Origin of the sequence: Cloacibacterium sp. Arc13, assembly GCF_041431305.1 — a bacterium.
Lineage (GTDB): Bacteria > Bacteroidota > Bacteroidia > Flavobacteriales > Weeksellaceae > Cloacibacterium > Cloacibacterium caeni_B.
In genome coordinates this window covers 25,803-42,110 of record NZ_JASMRM010000002.1, presented here as the reverse complement: position 1 = coordinate 42,110, position 16,308 = coordinate 25,803, and the positions used below count along the sequence as shown (strand labels likewise).

The following is a 16,308-nucleotide window of genomic DNA, read 5'->3' as shown; positions in this document are numbered from 1 at the left end:
AGTGTTGATTAATAAGTAATTGCGAATGACGAAGCTGTTACACTTCTTACTCATTATTTTTTAAGTTCTTTTAGAAGCATTTCTAAATCTTCTACACTCATCTCATTTTTTTCTACCAAAAATGAAACAGCGTTTCTGTAAGAACCTTCAAAATAGTTCTTCACTAAACTTTTTATGGATTTTCCGCTGTAGGTTTCTTTTGAAATGAGCGGGAAATATTCGTGCTGTCTTCCGTGAACATTATGCCCTACAAACTCTTTTTCCATCAAAATTTTTAAAATGGTAGAAACGGTGTTGGTATGAGGTTTCGGTTCTGGAAAAAGCTCTAATATATCTTTTAAGAAACCTTTTTCTAACTCCCAAAGATATTGCATTACTTGTTCCTCTGCTTTTGTAAGTGTTTTTGCTGTCATAATCATTACATCATTATTGATAAGAAGAAATTAACTATTTCTAAAATCAAATTTAACAAAAAAGAAATCATAACTAATTATTTAGTGATACAAATTTAGAAAAGATTTTCTTTTATCACTAAAAAATTAGTTAAAATAATGTTAAATTTTTATAACAAAATGACAATCAATAGAATAAATTAATTTTTAGGGATACTTGCAGCCTTTCTCACGAAGTAATTATCGGTAGAACTATTACCTTTTAATCGGTAAAAACCACAATTCCCCCAAGATGCAGGAACATCTGTAATGGTCATATCTTCGCCAGTATCATTAGAAACATGCGATGCAATCATATTTTGCCACTTCTGAATTCTTTGTTGACTGTAATCGAGATAAAATAAATCGTATTTTTTGTCAATCAAATCATTTAAATATTTGATATATAGAGTTTTATATTCAGGAATAGATAAAACTTTTGAAACCAAAGGATTTTGGTCGCTTTTTCCCCAAGTTAAAGGATTTTGAATACCAGAATCTGTCATCAGAAGAGATGTTCCCAAAGTATTGTCATAATCATAAGGAATGAAATAAAATTTTCCTGCAGCATCAAAATAGAAATAAAAATTATTAGAATTATTCCAATAATCATCCCACATTCCTACCATTACATTTACGGCATAGGTTTTCAAAAATAGATTAACTTCCATTTTTTGTGAAATATAAGTTTTAAAATCATCACCATTTTTGGAATTAACATTCGTGATGAAATCGGCTAATTGTGTTTTTGCTGTTTCCAGATTAGATTTACTGCCTTTATAATCGTAAGTCGGCGTATTAGTATAGGTTAAAGTTACATCTTCAATTCCCATATTCGAAGTGGAAGCATCTTTAAAACTTGCTCCCCAATTCGCTTTCCATAAATTTCCAGTCGTAGAAAAAAACGTACTTCTATTGGCTAAATAAACATCGTCAACAGGTTCTTGCAACTGATAAACTCCAAAATAAGCGGCTTTGTTATCTCCAGTCACTTTAATGGTGAGTTTACAATAACTGGATTGTGGTGCAGTCCAAACTCCAAATTTCTCAAATAAATCATAAGAATAGACTTCTCTGGCATACATTGCATCATCTTTAAACCATTTGAGAACCACTTTTTCAGAATTATGAAAGAGTTGGGATTTATTATATTTCTTGAAACTCACGGTAAAACTTGCATGATGCCAATCTGGATTGGTCGCATTATGTGTTTCTCCGGGATTACCTTCTGGTCTTCTTCTGCTGGTATTTCCCTTAAGTCGCAATCCTATATTATCTAAAATTTCTGTAGTTCCGTTTTTCACCCAAGTGAATTTCCCGGCTACATATTCTTCATTATTGGGATTTTGGTCGTAAAAATTCAAAAATTTATTCCATTCTGCAAGAGAAACTTCTACCGTAATTTCTGGCAATGCATTAATATCATAAATGAATTTTTGAGAATCTGTTTGAAAATAAGGCGGTTGATATGCCTGTTGAAATAACGGAGGATCTGGAGTTATAGGATTGTTCTCTTCTTGATTTCTACAAGTGACTAAAAGTAAAAGAATACTGAACAGAAAAAATTTTTTCATAATTAGAAATTTGAAACAAAACTACATCAATTATCTTATAAAAAATTACCAAAATTCTATGATTTATAATAGCTTATTTCAAAAAAAAGAGAATTACTTTCGTAATTCTCTTTTAACTTAGTAGCGAGAACAGGACTCGAACCTGTGACCTTCGGGTTATGAGCCCGACGAGCTACCTACTGCTCCATCTCGCGTTATTGTGGTGCAAATATATAACAATTTTTTAAATCTCCAAAATTTCTGAAAAATATTTTTATTAATTCATTTTTTGTATCTTTGAGTATGGCAAAAATTCTGAAAATATATCCAGACAATCCTCAAGAAAATTACATGAATGAGGTGATTAAAACGCTGCAAGATGGTGGATTGATTATTTATCCTTCAGACACAGTTTATGCGTTGGGTTGCGATATTTACAATGTAAAAGCTATGGAAAAACTCGCTCGTCTTAAAAATACTACACTAGACAAAGCACAATTTTCTATTATTTGTAACAATCTCAGCCATCTTTCAGAATTTACCCGTCCTATCGAAACGTCTACTTTCAGACTTTTAAAATCTAAAATTCCAGGACCTTTTACCTTTATTTTAGAGGCCAATAAAAATTTACCACTGGCTTACAAAGGCAAAAAAACAGTCGGAATTCGTGTTCCAGACCATTCTATTCCGCAGTTAATTGTGGAGAAATTAGGTCATCCTATTGCTTCTACTTCCATAAAAGATGATGACGAAGTCATAGAATATTCTACCGACCCAGAACTCATTGCAGAGAAATACGACCATTTGGTAGATATCGTTATCGATTCTGGCTATGGAGATAACGTAGCTTCTACCATCGTAGATTTAACCAGCGGTGAACCAGAAATTTTACGTGAAGGAAAAGGAATTCTGTAAAAGTGTCAGTCTGAGAGAAGTCGAAGACTTTGGACGCCAATTTGACTCCTAAAGTCGTCGAACCACTTCGTTAGGTTTCCGCCTTCCGCTCCCACTTTTTTGCTACATTACATTTCGCAAAAAGAGTTCCGCTTCAGTCGGGGCGCAGTTTTCGTCTATGATAGTAATAGTCGGCAAAAATCAAAATTTGTCTTATTTTTGAACATTCAAAATCTAAAATTTAAAATTTTAATTTAAAATTTTCATGAAAATCATTACTTCTCCAGCAAAACTGATGAATGTAGAAAATTCTACAGAATTTTTGAAATCTACCACTCCAAAATTCATAGAAGAAGCGACTTTAATACATTCTTATCTCAAAGAAAAAAGTCCACAATATTTATCAGAATTAATGGAAATTTCAGCAAAATTAGCAGATGAAAACTGGCACAGAAACCAAGTTTGGAAACCCAAACCAACTGCCAAAGAATCTGCTCCTGCCCTTTTTGCTTTTACGGGAGAAGTTTACAGAGGTCTTGATGCGAAAACGTTAAGCAAAGACGCTGTGGATTATCTTCAAAAAAATCATAGAATACTCTCTGGTTTATATGGATTATTAAAACCATCAGACAAAGTAATGCTTTACCGTTTAGAAATGGGAAGAAATTTCGAATTTGAGCATTATAAAAATCTATATGAATTTTGGAGTGAAAAAATCACAGAACAAATCAATGCTGAACTTAAAAAAAATGAATTATTGCTCAATCTAGCAAGTAATGAATACGGGAAAGTCATCAACAGAAAAAAACTCAACAATCCTGTTGTAGATTTTGAATTTTACCAAACTCAACCGAACGGAAAACTGAAAACCATCGTAGTTTACACCAAACATGCGAGAGGTTTAGTCGCTAGATTTTGCGCTGAAACCAATGCCAAAACATTGAATGATGTAAAAGCCTTCAACTATGAAAATTATTTGATTAACGAAGAATTATCAACAAACCAAAAATTGGTTTTTGTAAGGTAATTTTATAAAAATTTTTAAATAAAATATAAAAAAAAGTCCTTTGGAAAGATAGAAATTTGCCATATCACAATCATAAATTATTAATTTAAAAAAAGATAAGTATGGCAACTCTTACAAAAACAAAAAAGACGACAACTAAAACTTCAACTCCTAAAACTACTGCAGTAAAAACTGTAAAAGCAGAAAAAGTTCCTGCTAAAAAAGACGCTGCAAAAGATTTAGCAGATTTATTTGAAGATGGACTAAAAGACTTGTATTGGGCAGAGAAAAATCTCCTGAAAAACATGCCGAAAATGCATAAAAATGCAAGTTCTCCAGAACTAAAAAAGTCTTTAGAAGACCACATGAAAGAAACAGAAAATCAAATTAAAAGAATTGAAGACTGTTTCAAAGAATTAGGAAAAAAACCACAAGCTGCTGTTTGTGATGCCATGAAAGGCTTATTAGAAGAAGGAAAAGGTATAATGGAAGAAACAGAAATGGGTGCAGTACGTGATGCAGGAATCATTGCTGCAGCTCAAAAAATGGAACATTACGAAATTGCTTCTTACGGTACACTCGCAGCTTTTGCAAAGGTATTAGGATACAAACAAAGTTTAAAATTATTATTAGCCACTTTAGAAGAAGAGAAAAAATGTGACGAACATTTAACTCAAATTGCAGATACCAATCTGAATACTAAAGCAAAATAATTTATACTTTTACTTTACATAAAAAACCGATTTCAACATCGGTTTTTTTTAACTTTAAAAATCGTAAAACTGATAGAATTTCGCAGAGAAGGCATTTATTGTACGAAAGGAGATTTCTACATAGACCCTTGGTTTCCTGTAAAGAAAGCCGTCATTACGCATGCTCACGCAGACCATGCAAGATGGGGAATGCAAGAATATCTTTGTACTCACGAGACAAAACCCATCCTAAAATCTAGAATTTCAGAAGACATTTCGGTTCAAAGTTTAGCTTACGGTGAAACACTAGAAATCAACGGTGTTAAATTAAGTTTTCATCCTTCTGGTCATATTGTTGGTTCTGCACAAGTCCGTTTAGAATATAAAGGTTTTGTGACGGTAATTTCTGGAGATTATAAAATTCAAGATGATGGAATTTCTACACCTTTTGAAGTTTTAAAATGCAATGAATTTGTCACTGAATCTACTTTTGGTTTGCCAATTTATCAGTGGAAATCGGTAGAAAAAATCAACCAAGAAATTCAAAATTGGGTGATAGAAAACCAAAAGATGAACAAAATATCTGTCTTTTTTGGATATTCTCTAGGCAAAGCGCAACGTTTAATGAAAGCTTTAGAAGGAATCGCAACTCTTCACGTACATTCCTCAATTCATCGATTGAATGAGGCTATTACTTCTACTGGATTGATTTTACCAGAAACTCAACTTTTAGAAATTGATGATAAAAAAGCATTAGAAAATCAAATCGTCATCGTTCCGCCAGCTTTATTGGGAACGAATATGATTAAAAAAATTCCAAATGCTGCTACCGCAATTTGTTCTGGTTGGATGCAAGTGAGAGGAAGAAGACGCTGGAAATCTGCAGATGCAGGTTTTGCCATTTCGGATCACGCCGATTGGAACGGATTATTACAAACCATAAAATCTACAGAAGCCGAAAAAGTATATGTAACTCATGGTTCTACCGAAATTTTCTCAAAATATTTAAATGAAATCGGAACTGCTGCCGAAGTAGAGAAAACTAAATTTGGCGAAGAAGAACAAGGAGACGACAATATAGAACCCGGAAATCAAGAAGAAAATACTAATTCAGAATTCTAAATCATGAAGCAATTTTCACAATTATTTTCTACGTTAGAAACTTCTAATAAGACCAACGACAAAATTTCGGCGTTGGTACATTACTTTTCTACCGCAACAGAAGAAGACAAATTGTGGCTGATTGCACTTTTCACAGGAAAACGACCAAAAAGACCTGTAAAAACCAATTTTCTAAAACTTTGGGCAATGGAAATTTCTGGAATTCCAGAATGGCTATTTTTAGAAAGTTACGCTTCTGTAGGCGATTTAGGCGAAACCATTGCACTTTTATTGCCACCTTCTGAAAATTCTATTGATCAATCACTTTCTATTTGGATGAAAGAAATTATCGCATTACATGATAAAACCGATGAAAAAAAAGAATTCGTCACAAATGCCTGGAAAAACCTTGATACACAAGAACGATTGATTTTCAACAAATTAATTGGCGGAAGTTTCAGAATTGGCGTTTCTCATAAATTATTGGTGAATGCACTTTCTAAATATTCAGGAATTGATGAAAACGCTTTAATGCATGCCATTATCGGAAAATGGAAAGTAGAAGAAACTCAATTTTCCGAATTGATTAATGGCGAAAACATCAATACAGACGCATCAAAACTCTACCCTTTTTGCTTGGCATATCCATTAGAAAACGAACTAGAAAAGTTAGGAGAAGCAAAAGATTGGCAAATAGAATATAAATGGGACGGAATTCGTGGACAAATTATTAAAAGAAATGAGGAAATTTTCATCTGGAGTCGTGGCGAAGAATTGGTGACAGAACAATTTCCTGAACTCGTAGAAAACATCAAAAAAATCTCTGGAAACTTCGTCTTAGATGGAGAAATTTTAGCCATTAAAGAAGGTCAAGTCCTCAATTTTAATGACTTGCAAAAACGTCTCAACCGAAAAAATGTTTCTAAAAAAATGATGGAAGAAATTCCCGTTGGTTTGTACGTTTATGATTTATTAGAACTTGATTTTGAAGATTTACGGAATGAAAAGTTAGAATTTAGAAGACAAAAATTAGAAAATCTCATTCAAAATGCTAAAAATTTCAAATCTCAAATTTCAAATCTCAGATTGTCAGAAATTATCGATTTTAATAATTGGGAAGAACTTCATGAAATTCGTGAAAAATCTAGAGAAATCAACTCAGAAGGATTAATGCTGAAAAGTAAAAATTCTATTTATCATGCAGGAAGAAAAAAAGGCGATTGGTGGAAATGGAAAGTTGCTCCACTCACGATTGATGCGGTTCTCATTTATGCACAAAAAGGCTCTGGAAGAAGAAGCGCTTATTATACAGATTATACTTTTGCGATAAAAGACGGCGAAAAACTCGTTACCATTGCCAAAGCATATTCTGGTTTAACAGATAAAGAAATTATGGAAATCAATAAATTTATCCGCAATAATTCTTTAGAAAAATTCGGACCAGTGAGAACCGTAAAACCCGAATTGGTTTTCGAAATTGCTTTTGAAGGAATTGGCTACAGCAATCGACATAAATCTGGTGTTGCAGTGCGTTTTCCAAGAATTTTAAGATGGCGAAAAGACAAAACCGTAGAAGAAATAGACACTATAGAAACCGTAAAAAGTTTAATAATGTAAAGACAAGTCTTGACTTGTCCAAATTAATTATATGAAAATTAATAAAACCCAAGGTTACCAAATCATCCAAAATTGGATGAACGAAAAAGGTCAAAAACCGTTTTCTTTTCAAGAGGAAACTTGGGATTTGTATGCTCAAAATTTCTCAGGATTGGTAGTGGCTCCAACTGGTTTTGGAAAAACATTTTCGGTATTTTTAGCTGTTATTAATGATTTCCTTAATCAGCCAGACAATTTCAAAAAAGGGCTGCAACTGCTTTGGGTAACTCCACTTCGTTCGCTTTCTAAAGACATTGCAAAAGCGATGCAAACGGCTATAAATGAAATTGGACTAGACTGGACAGTTGGCGTGAGAAACGGCGACATTTCTGCATCAGAAAAGCAAAAACAGACCAAAAATATGCCCGAAATTTTGATAGTAACTCCAGAAAGTTTGCATTTACTTCTCGCTCAAAAATCCAAAACCAATTTTTTTGAAAATCTTCAATGTGTCGCTGTAGATGAATGGCACGAATTGCTCTCATCAAAACGAGGAGTGATGGTAGAATTGGCACTTTCGCATTTACGAAGCATTTCTAAAAATTTGAAAATTTGGGGATTAACTGCCACCATCGGAAATTTAGAAGAAGCTTTAGATGTTCTAGTTCCTTATGAAACTCCAAAAAAAATAGTTCTCGCCAAAGAAAAAAAGAAAATAGAAATCCTTTCCGTTTTGCCAGATGAATTAGAACTTTTGCCTTGGGCTGGACATATGGGAAGCAAAATGACAGAAAAAATTCTTCCGATTATCGACCAAAGCAAGACTACTCTCATTTTTACCAACACCAGAAATCAAGCGGAAAACTGGTATCAAAATTTATTGGCAGCCAATCCAGATTTGGCAGGTCAAATCGCGATTCATCACAGTTCGATAGATTTTGAACTCAGAAATTGGATTGAAGATAATTTAGCTTCGGGTTATTTGAAAGCGGTAGTTTCTACTTCTTCTTTGGATTTGGGCGTAGATTTCAAACCTGTGGATACCGTGATTCAAATCGGTTCTAGTAAAGGTGTTGCAAGATTTTTACAAAGAGCGGGAAGAAGCGGACACTCTCCTTTTGAAACTTCTAAAATTTATTTTGTCCCTACCCATTCTTTGGAATTGATAGAAGTGGCAGCGTTGAAAGAAGCGCATAAGCAGAATCAAATAGAGAAAAGAGAACCAGTTGTTTTAGCATTTGATGTTTTGGTGCAATTTCTCGTGACTTTGGCAGTTGGCGAAGGTTTTAGAAAAGAAGAAATCAAAAAACAAGTCAAAGAAACCTTTTGTTTTCGAGAAATGACCGATGATGAATGGAAATGGATTTTGCAGTTCATCACCATTGGTGGAAAATCACTGAAAAGTTATGAAGAATTCCAAAAAGTAGTCATAGAAGACGGAATTTACAAAGTTAAAAGCAGAAGAATTGCTATGCTTCATCGGATGAATTTAGGTGCGATTGTAAGCGATGTGATGATGAAAGTGAAATTTTTCGGAGGTGGTTACATTGGGATGATTGAAGAGTTTTTTATTTCCCGTTTGAACAAAGGAGATGCTTTTATTTTAGCAGGAAGAGTTTTAGAAATTGTGAATATCAAAGAACAAGAAGTTCAGGTAAAATTAAGCTCTAAAAAACGCGGAATTGCAGCAAGTTACGCAGGTGGAAGATTGCCAATGACTTCCTATTTGTCTCATTTTTTACGAGAAAAATTAGATGATTCTCTTTCCCCAAATCCTAGAGAAAAAGAACTAAAATTTCTACAACCGTTGCTTCTAGACCAAGAAGGCGTCTCTCACATTCCGAAATCTGATGAATTTTTGGTAGAACTCATCGAAAACAAATACGGAAATCACCTTTTTATGTATCCTTTTGAAGGAAGATTGGTTCACGAAGTGATGTCTGCTTTGGTAGCGTACAGAATTTCTAAAATTTTCCCGATTTCTTTTACCATGGCGATGAATGATTACGGTTTCGAACTGAGTAGCGACCAACCGATTTCTTTAGAAGAAAAACATTTGGAACAAATTTTGAGCAAAGAAAATCTCATTCAAGATGTGATGGCAAGTATCAATGCTGCGGAAATGGCCAAAAGAAAATTTCGAGATATTGCAGTGATTTCTGGTTTGGTTTTACAAAATTATTACGGCAATAAAAAGAAATTTAAAAGCATTCAATCTTCGTCAAACCTTATTTTTAAAGTGTTGGAAGATTACGAACCAGACAATTTACTTTTGAGACAAGCTTACACTGAAGTTTTTAACAATCAGTTAGAAGAAGTACGACTAAGAGAAGCTTTTGAAAGAATTTCAGTTTCTAAAATTGTATTCGAAAAAACCACACAATTTACACCATTGAGTTTCCCTATAAAAGTAGACAGCCTTCGTCAATCGCTTTCTAGTGAAGATTTATTGACCAGAATCGAAAGAATGAAAACCGCTGGAATCCCTAAAAAAAGAAATCGCTTTTCTCGATAATTTTTCTCGTATTTTTGCAACATGATTTCTGAAACTTCTATCAATTTTGCTGGTGAACGATTGACGCTCAATCAATACCGAAGTATTTTTTGGGACAAAGAAAAATCTTTGATTTTGTCTGATTTACATTTAGGAAAAACCGCACATTTCAGAAAAAACGGAATTGCTTTACCGAATGGCGTGATTGAAAAAGATTTAGAAAATCTCCAAAAAGTAATCGAACATTATGAACCTGAAAAGATAATTATTGTTGGCGATTTGTTTCACGCAGAACTGAATTCTGAAATAGAAATCTTCAGAAAATGGTTTGAAAGTTTTAACATGATAAAATGGTTGCTCGTCAAAGGAAATCACGACAGATTTTCAGAAGAATTCGGAATGGAAGAAACTGAAATTTATGAAACCGAAAATCTTATTTTTTCTCACGAATCTTTAGACTCTATTCAAAAACCACAAATTGGTGGGCACATTCATCCTGGAGTTTCATTGATGGCTCAAAACCGACAAAAATTGAAATTTCCTTGCTTTTTAGTCTCGGAAAATCAAATTATTTTGCCTGCATTCTCTCAATTCACTGGATTAGATACTAATTTTGAGAAAAAGCAAAATTCTACTTTTAAAAAATATATTATTACCGCTGAAAAGTTAATTGAATGGTAAAAAAAGCCCGCAATAAAATGCGGACTCGATATATATAGAGTGTCCCTAGATTGAAATTTGTCCTTCTACTCCATCACTGTTATCGGTTTTGTTACCAGTAACAATCGCAGTAGCAAATGACAATAAAGAAACGAGTTTCCCAGCTTTTGTATCCCAATAATAAACATCTTCTGGTACAATTCTAAGAATAGAAACATTTGGGTCATCTTTTCCATCAAACCAAGCATTGGCAAAAACACTCCATTTTTCTTCTATTGTAGATTTATCATCATAGATAAACGCTTTGCCATATACAGAAAGATATTCGCTGTCGCTATTATTCATAAAATAAAGTTGAACTCTAGAATCTCTTTCGATTTCCATATTTTTATTGCTTTCTTTGCTCGAAATAAACCAAAGATTTCCTTCATCATCGCATTCTTGCAGACTCATCGGTCTAGAATTAGAAGGCAATTGGTCTAATTCAGTCACAAACATACACGTTCTCGCTTTTTCTGAAAGCTCTTTAAGCTTTTCTATGGCTTCATTTTGAAATAAATTTTGGGTTGACATAAATTTTGTGATTTGGTGATTGATATGATGTATTGATGTTGTTTAATATATTTTAATGTTTAAAATTCCATTAAATCCTAAGAAAAGATTTCTGATTTTGTGATAAAAATTCACCGTTTCTAGATTAATCATTTCGTTGGTTTCTTCTATTTCTGTAATAATTTTATTTCTCAATCTTCTAATTGAAAAAGAATTAATTGCCAAGCGTTTTTTGCTTCTATTCTTTTTTTCAATAACTAATTGAGAACTCATCATCGGATGGAGATGAAAACTAATGATTTGTTCGTCTGGAAAATTGGTTTCTTCTAAATCTCTTATTTGAAACCAATCATAGCAAGTCGTTTTTTGATTTTCATCGGTCACGCAGATTCTAATCAGGTCGCCATTTTCTATTTTTCCCGTTTTTTCTTCTCCGTTCTGGTTGCAGAGTTGAAAATGACAGTATTCCTTGTCTTTAACCAAGTTCCAATGCTCTACGTTGTAGAGATTTTGTTTTAAATTTTTAAAAATTTCTTTAGCATTGTTGTCGTTTTCAAGTAGAATTTCCGAAACAGAACTGCTTTTGGTTAATGTAATTTGAGGATTTTTATTTTCGTTCATAGCAAGAGTTTTTGATGTTAAAAATTATAGGTCAATTTGTTCCGAAGTCCACTTTACGGCTGTATCGTAATCTTTTTTATCAAATCCTTTAAACTCGCCAATCATAATTTTGCTAAAAATTTCTGTAAAATCTTGTACTATTTCAGAATCATAAACGATGGCCGCTCTATTCCATTTGGTTAATGTTTTTACGCCCAGCATTGCATCTTGGAACCAAGCTCCTGCTGTAAATTTGGATAAATCTGTTTCGATGACCAACATGTAATTCAACTTATCTTTTTCCTCGATAAATTTTTCTACTTCTGGCATTACTACGTCTATAAAATCTTTTGCTGAAACTTCGTCAGTGGCTAAAAAGCCCACCATGTTATCCGGTAATTCTTTGATTCTAGTAATCATTACTTTTATTTTTTGACAAATTTCAGAGTTTAAGCTCCGAAACATATTACAGAATATTTAGGATAATTTATATAATTTTGTAAAATGCAATTTCAAGATTATTTCCACGCGTTTTCTGAAGCTTTAGCAACTATTTATTCCAAAGAAGAAAGCAGAATTCTTTACCGATATTTCTTAGAAGATTTTCAAGAAACAAAACTAGAAAATCTGGCTTCGGAATTCAAAAAAGTAACTGAAGAACTCAAAAAAGGAAAACCATATCAACAGATTTTGGGATATACCGAATTTTATGGAAATAGATTTTTTGTAGATGAAAACGTCTTAATTCCTCGTCCTGAAACGGAAGAATTGCTAGAATTGGCGATTTCAAAAATTAAAAATCTAAAATCTAAAATCCAAAATCTAAAATTATTAGATGTTGGAACAGGAAGCGGAATCATTCCGATTACTTTAAAAAAACATTTCCCAGATGCGGAAATTTTCGCAATGGACATTTCAGAAAAAGCACTTGAAATTGCTCAAAAAAACTCAACATTCCATAAAACAAGAATTAACTTTATTCAATCAGATTACCTGAACACAGACTTGACCGAAAAATATGATGTGATCATCTCAAATCCTCCTTACATCGGCATAGATGAAAATACGGAAATCGAAGATTCGGTAAAAGGTTTTGAGCCCAATATCGCTTTATTTTCACCAACTTCTGATGCACTTATTTTCTACCGAAAAATTGCAAAAGACTGTGAAAATCATCTCAATGAAAACGGTTTATTTTTCCTTGAAATCAATCAAAAATTAGGAAAAGAAACACTAGAATTATTCAGAAATTTCTCAGAAAGCGAATTAGTAAAAGATTTATCTGGCAATGATAGATTTGTGATGGGCAAAAAGTAATTTCTCTCGCTGATTAAGCAAATTTTGCAGATTATTTATAATAAAAAAGTCGGACTAAAATCCGACTTACTATTTCTTTATTTTTGAATTCTTTAATTATAAACTACCCAATTCTTTTCTTCACAAAAACTTGGTAGCTCATGTAAATCAATGGAAGTGACATAATCAGTAAATAAACTGCATTAATCATGGCAATTTCTGGTTCTAGCGCAACAGCGTAAACCAATCCAAAAGCAGCACCACCTAAATGTGCAGCGTGACCAATATTATCATGCGGTCTTGGATTAAGCATCATGTAAACGGAATACCCAAAATACAAAGCTCCAAAAATATAACCAGGCAAGAAATTTACTTCAATTTGGTTGGGTGCATAAGCTACCGCAGCAAATAAAATCCCAGAAACGCCTCCACTCGCTCCAATTGCCGAATACCAGCTTTGTCTTTTATACAAATACAGAGAAAATAAATTTCCTATGACAATTGAGCCTAAATACACCAACAAAAACCCTGAAACTCCATACACATATAACACAACTGGTGCAAAGAAATACAGCGTCAACATATTGAAAAACAAATGTCCCCAATCTGCATGAAGAAATCCTGCAGAAAGCAGTCTGATGTATTCTTTTCGATTTTGTATCGCCGAAACGTTGAATTTATATTTTTCAAAAATATGGATTTTTTGAAATCCCATAATACTGATGACTACAGTAATAGCTATTGTAATTAATAATATTGGATGCATGCTTTTTTAATTATTCATTATTTTCATCAATGGAGAATAAATCCCCAATTTGACCTTCTTCTGGAATTTCGTTAGCGTCAGAATCAGTATCAAACTCTTCATTGGCAGAATCTTCTGACTCTTGCTCTTCTTCAGCTGGTTCTGGAATGGTAATGTTAATAGATTTTACTTTTTCTTTGATAAACTGATTTCCGATTGCTTTAATACCTTTTACAGCAATAAATTCATCAATATTGATAATTTCTGGCTCTTTTTCTTTGCCTGATTTATCTTTCGGGAAGATAATTTCTGCAGTACAACCATCAGAAGTTCCCACAAATTCTACGAAAGATTTCGGATGTTCACTTGGCATAAAATGCTGAACATTCGTTGTATTTTCCAGCAAGAAACGTTTGATAAAATAGATGCCTTTTTCGCCATCAAAATAGATACATGTAATCGGTTGTTCTGGCTTCCATTTTTCTAAGATTAAATATTCATCATCAAAACGATTTAGCAAGTCGAAAGTCACCAATTTGGCCTCACCATTTTGATTAACGGTTAATATCTTATCATCTCCTTTGAAACTGCCTAATAAGGTACCTCTTCCGTCTGCATTCAATCTGCGAACCGTATCATCAAACCAAATTTTTCTTGGAGCCAAAGTAGAAACGCCTTCTTCTTTCAAATCAACTTTCTTCACGGCGTATTTGGTTACGAGATTTCCTCTGGAATCTCTTCCTTTAATCGCTAATTCTGAGAAATCAATCTCAATTTTATTTTTTCTAACTCTAGAATTTGGTTTCAATAAAACGGTTACCGTTTCTGCTTCACCATTTGGATTAGCTGAGAAATACAACATTTCTGAACCTTTTTTATCCGAAGCCAATTTATAGTCTGTATTTCTGGTAACACCCGTTACAGAAAAACGTTTCATGTAATAAGGACCTTCTTTACCTTCACGATAAATCATGTTGTAAACGGTACGCTTGTCTCCTTTTTTGAAAACGCCAACGTGTACAATATTTTTCCCGATGAAAGTTTTGGCTTCTACTTTTACTACTTTCATCGTTCCGTCTCTTTGGAAGGTGATAATGTCATCAATATCTGAACAATCGAAAACGTATTCGTCTTTTTTGAGAGAAGTTCCAATGAAACCTTCTTCTCTATTCACATAGAATTTTTCGTTGGCTAACACTACTTTGGTAGCATCGATGTTATCAAAAACTCTAAGTTCTGTTTTACGCTCTTTGTCTTTTCCGTATTTTTTCTGAATATTGGTGAAATAATCAATAGCATAAGCAATCAAATTCGCTAAGTGATGTTTCACCTGTTCCATTTTACCTTCTAGAGCGAGGATATTTTCTTCGGCTTTATCTCTGTCATAACGAGAAATTCTCATGAAAGGAAGTTCCGTCAACTTGATGATATCTTCTACCGTAACTGCTCTCATTAACTTTTTAATGAAAGGTTTCAGCGCCTTATCAATTGCAGTATAAACTTCTTCTTTAGAATTTTTACCTTTAATTTCTTGGTAAATTTCATTCTCAATGAAGATTCTTTCTAAACTTGCAAAATGCCACTTTTCTTCGAGTTCGTGAAGTTCTATTTCTAATTCTTTTTTGAGTAAAGAAACCGTATGGTCTGTATTTCTTCTTAGAATTTCAGAAACCGAAAGAAACTCTGGCTTGTCGCCTACAATAACACAAGCATTCGGCGAAATAGAAACTTCGCAATCGGTGAAAGCATATAATGCATCGATTGTTTTATCTGGAGAAACGTCATTCGCTAAATGAATATTAATTTCCACCTTATCAGAAGTATTGTCTTCAATTTTTTTGATTTTGATTTTCCCTTTTTCGTTGGCTTTGATTACAGAATCAATTAAATCGCCCGTATTTTTAGAAAAAGGAAGCTCGGTAACACAAAGCGTATTTTTATCTTTTTGAATAATTCTGGCTCTAGTACGAAGTTTTCCGCCACGTTGACCATCATTATAATTGCTTACATCTAATAAACCTCCCGTTTGAAAATCGGGATAAAGTTCAAATTTTTTGCCTTTCAAATAAGCTACAGAAGCACTCAAAAGTTCATTAAAATTGTGAGGCATAATTTTGGTAGAAAGTCCTACCCCAATTCCTTCTACACCTTGAGCCAAAAGCAAAGGGAATTTTACAGGTAAGTCAATTGGTTCATTATTTCTACCGTCATAAGATTTGCTCCATTCTGTAGTTTTCGGGTTGAAAACCACTTCCAAAGCAAAAGGAGTCAATCTAGCTTCAATATATCTGGCTGCCGCAGCAGAATCTCCTGTGTAGACATTTCCCCAGTTTCCTTGGGTATCAATGAGCAATTCTTTTTGACCAATTTGAACCATCGCATCCGTAATAGAAGCATCACCATGAGGATGATATTTCATGGTATTTCCTACAATATTGGCAACTTTATTATATCTACCGTCTTCTAATTCGCGCATAGAATGCATAATTCTACGCTGTACTGGCTTAAAACCATCATAAATAGACGGAATGGCTCTGTCTAGAATTACGTATGATGCGTAATCTAGAAACCAATCTTTGTATAAACCTGATACTTTTTTTAAGGATTCTTCCTTGTGCTCGTGTCCTTCCATTATTAACCTTGCGTTTTACCTTCTTTGTTTGCTTTTTTCAAATATTTCCAATTCTT

General features: G+C 33.3%; 15 protein-coding genes and 1 tRNA gene. 8 read left to right on the top strand and 8 right to left on the bottom strand.

Annotated features, from left to right (window positions below; translation table 11 throughout):
• Nucleotides 1-53: 53 nt before the first annotated feature.
• From QO190_RS02140 to QO190_RS02130, 3 genes are all read right to left on the bottom strand, one after another.
• Nucleotides 54-413 carry a BlaI/MecI/CopY family transcriptional regulator gene (locus tag QO190_RS02140; protein ID WP_069798227.1) on the bottom strand — a complete coding sequence of 120 codons (360 nt, stop codon included), beginning with the start codon at nt 411-413 and terminating at the stop codon, nt 54-56.
• Between the two features lie 179 nt (nt 414-592).
• On the bottom strand, nt 593-2,005 hold the full coding sequence (locus tag QO190_RS02135) for a CotH kinase family protein (protein ID WP_371461380.1): 1,413 nt from the start codon (nt 2,003-2,005) through the stop codon (nt 593-595).
• A gap of 121 nt (nt 2,006-2,126) precedes the next feature.
• Nucleotides 2,127-2,199, bottom strand: a tRNA-Met gene (locus QO190_RS02130).
• 88 nt (nt 2,200-2,287) lie between these two features.
• Here QO190_RS02130 and QO190_RS02125 point away from each other — a divergent pair.
• From QO190_RS02125 to pdeM, 7 genes are all read left to right on the top strand, one after another.
• Nucleotides 2,288-2,899 carry an L-threonylcarbamoyladenylate synthase gene (locus QO190_RS02125; RefSeq protein WP_213189356.1) on the top strand — a complete coding sequence of 204 codons (612 nt, stop codon included), beginning with the start codon at nt 2,288-2,290 and terminating at the stop codon, nt 2,897-2,899.
• 244 nt (nt 2,900-3,143) lie between these two features.
• Nucleotides 3,144-3,905, top strand: coding sequence for a peroxide stress protein YaaA (gene yaaA / locus QO190_RS02120; RefSeq protein ID WP_371461382.1), 762 nt, complete (start codon nt 3,144-3,146; stop codon nt 3,903-3,905).
• Nucleotides 3,906-4,006: 101 nt separating this feature from the next.
• On the top strand, nt 4,007-4,597 hold the full coding sequence (locus tag QO190_RS02115) for a ferritin-like domain-containing protein (protein ID WP_213189358.1): 591 nt from the start codon (nt 4,007-4,009) through the stop codon (nt 4,595-4,597).
• Nucleotides 4,598-4,600: 3 nt separating this feature from the next.
• On the top strand, nt 4,601-5,698 hold the full coding sequence (locus tag QO190_RS02110) for a ligase-associated DNA damage response exonuclease (protein ID WP_371481254.1): 1,098 nt from the start codon (nt 4,601-4,603) through the stop codon (nt 5,696-5,698).
• Nucleotides 5,699-5,701: 3 nt separating this feature from the next.
• Nucleotides 5,702-7,294: an ATP-dependent DNA ligase gene (locus QO190_RS02105; RefSeq protein ID WP_371461384.1), complete on the top strand. Its 1,593-nt coding sequence runs from the start codon at nt 5,702-5,704 to the stop codon at nt 7,292-7,294.
• A 31-nt stretch (nt 7,295-7,325) separates the two neighbouring features.
• On the top strand, nt 7,326-9,788 hold the full coding sequence (locus QO190_RS02100; protein ID WP_371461385.1) for a ligase-associated DNA damage response DEXH box helicase: 2,463 nt from the start codon (nt 7,326-7,328) through the stop codon (nt 9,786-9,788).
• Between the two features lie 21 nt (nt 9,789-9,809).
• On the top strand, nt 9,810-10,448 hold the full coding sequence (gene pdeM / locus QO190_RS02095; protein WP_371461386.1) for a ligase-associated DNA damage response endonuclease PdeM: 639 nt from the start codon (nt 9,810-9,812) through the stop codon (nt 10,446-10,448).
• Nucleotides 10,449-10,493: 45 nt separating this feature from the next.
• On the opposite strand, the gene QO190_RS02090 is transcribed toward pdeM, so the two are convergent.
• Genes QO190_RS02090 through QO190_RS02080 form a run of 3 tightly spaced genes read right to left on the bottom strand, consistent with a single transcriptional unit; the run spans nt 10,494 to nt 11,999 of the window.
• Entirely contained in the window at nt 10,494-11,000 is a 507-nt protein-coding gene (locus QO190_RS02090) for a pyridoxamine 5'-phosphate oxidase family protein (protein ID WP_371461388.1), read from the bottom strand.
• 42 nt (nt 11,001-11,042) lie between these two features.
• Entirely contained in the window at nt 11,043-11,600 is a 558-nt protein-coding gene (locus tag QO190_RS02085; protein ID WP_371461389.1) for a hypothetical protein, read from the bottom strand.
• A gap of 24 nt (nt 11,601-11,624) precedes the next feature.
• Entirely contained in the window at nt 11,625-11,999 is a 375-nt protein-coding gene (locus QO190_RS02080; RefSeq protein ID WP_371461390.1) for an STAS/SEC14 domain-containing protein, read from the bottom strand.
• Nucleotides 12,000-12,083: 84 nt separating this feature from the next.
• Between QO190_RS02080 and prmC the strand changes: the two genes are divergently transcribed.
• Nucleotides 12,084-12,896 (top strand): peptide chain release factor N(5)-glutamine methyltransferase, encoded by an 813-nt coding sequence (gene prmC, locus QO190_RS02075; protein WP_371461391.1) that lies wholly within the window; start codon nt 12,084-12,086, stop codon nt 12,894-12,896.
• 103 nt (nt 12,897-12,999) lie between these two features.
• Here prmC and QO190_RS02070 read toward each other — a convergent pair whose 3' ends face one another.
• The gene (locus tag QO190_RS02070) at nt 13,000-13,641 is read right to left on the bottom strand and encodes a rhomboid family intramembrane serine protease (RefSeq protein WP_371461392.1); all 642 of its coding nucleotides are present in this window, start codon (nt 13,639-13,641) and stop codon (nt 13,000-13,002) included.
• Between the two features lie 10 nt (nt 13,642-13,651).
• The gene (locus QO190_RS02065) at nt 13,652-16,252 is read right to left on the bottom strand and encodes a DNA gyrase/topoisomerase IV subunit A (protein ID WP_371461394.1); all 2,601 of its coding nucleotides are present in this window, start codon (nt 16,250-16,252) and stop codon (nt 13,652-13,654) included.
• Nucleotides 16,253-16,308 lie beyond the last annotated feature (56 nt).

What these genes read in the sequence shown, in the direction of transcription:
- QO190_RS02140 (WP_069798227.1), bottom strand. Translation starts at nt 413, where the DNA reads ATGACAGCAAAAACACTTACAAAAGCAGAGGAACAAGTAATGCAATAT.
- QO190_RS02135 (WP_371461380.1), bottom strand. Translation starts at nt 2,005, where the DNA reads ATGAAAAAATTTTTTCTGTTCAGTATTCTTTTACTTTTAGTCACTTGT.
- QO190_RS02125 (WP_213189356.1), top strand. Translation starts at nt 2,288, where the DNA reads ATGGCAAAAATTCTGAAAATATATCCAGACAATCCTCAAGAAAATTAC.
- yaaA (WP_371461382.1), top strand. Translation starts at nt 3,144, where the DNA reads ATGAAAATCATTACTTCTCCAGCAAAACTGATGAATGTAGAAAATTCT.
- QO190_RS02115 (WP_213189358.1), top strand. Translation starts at nt 4,007, where the DNA reads ATGGCAACTCTTACAAAAACAAAAAAGACGACAACTAAAACTTCAACT.
- QO190_RS02105 (WP_371461384.1), top strand. Translation starts at nt 5,702, where the DNA reads ATGAAGCAATTTTCACAATTATTTTCTACGTTAGAAACTTCTAATAAG.
- QO190_RS02100 (WP_371461385.1), top strand. Translation starts at nt 7,326, where the DNA reads ATGAAAATTAATAAAACCCAAGGTTACCAAATCATCCAAAATTGGATG.
- pdeM (WP_371461386.1), top strand. Translation starts at nt 9,810, where the DNA reads ATGATTTCTGAAACTTCTATCAATTTTGCTGGTGAACGATTGACGCTC.
- QO190_RS02090 (WP_371461388.1), bottom strand. Translation starts at nt 11,000, where the DNA reads ATGTCAACCCAAAATTTATTTCAAAATGAAGCCATAGAAAAGCTTAAA.
- QO190_RS02085 (WP_371461389.1), bottom strand. Translation starts at nt 11,600, where the DNA reads ATGAACGAAAATAAAAATCCTCAAATTACATTAACCAAAAGCAGTTCT.
- QO190_RS02080 (WP_371461390.1), bottom strand. Translation starts at nt 11,999, where the DNA reads ATGATTACTAGAATCAAAGAATTACCGGATAACATGGTGGGCTTTTTA.
- prmC (WP_371461391.1), top strand. Translation starts at nt 12,084, where the DNA reads ATGCAATTTCAAGATTATTTCCACGCGTTTTCTGAAGCTTTAGCAACT.
- QO190_RS02070 (WP_371461392.1), bottom strand. Translation starts at nt 13,641, where the DNA reads ATGCATCCAATATTATTAATTACAATAGCTATTACTGTAGTCATCAGT.
- QO190_RS02065 (WP_371461394.1), bottom strand. Translation starts at nt 16,252, where the DNA reads ATGGAAGGACACGAGCACAAGGAAGAATCCTTAAAAAAAGTATCAGGT.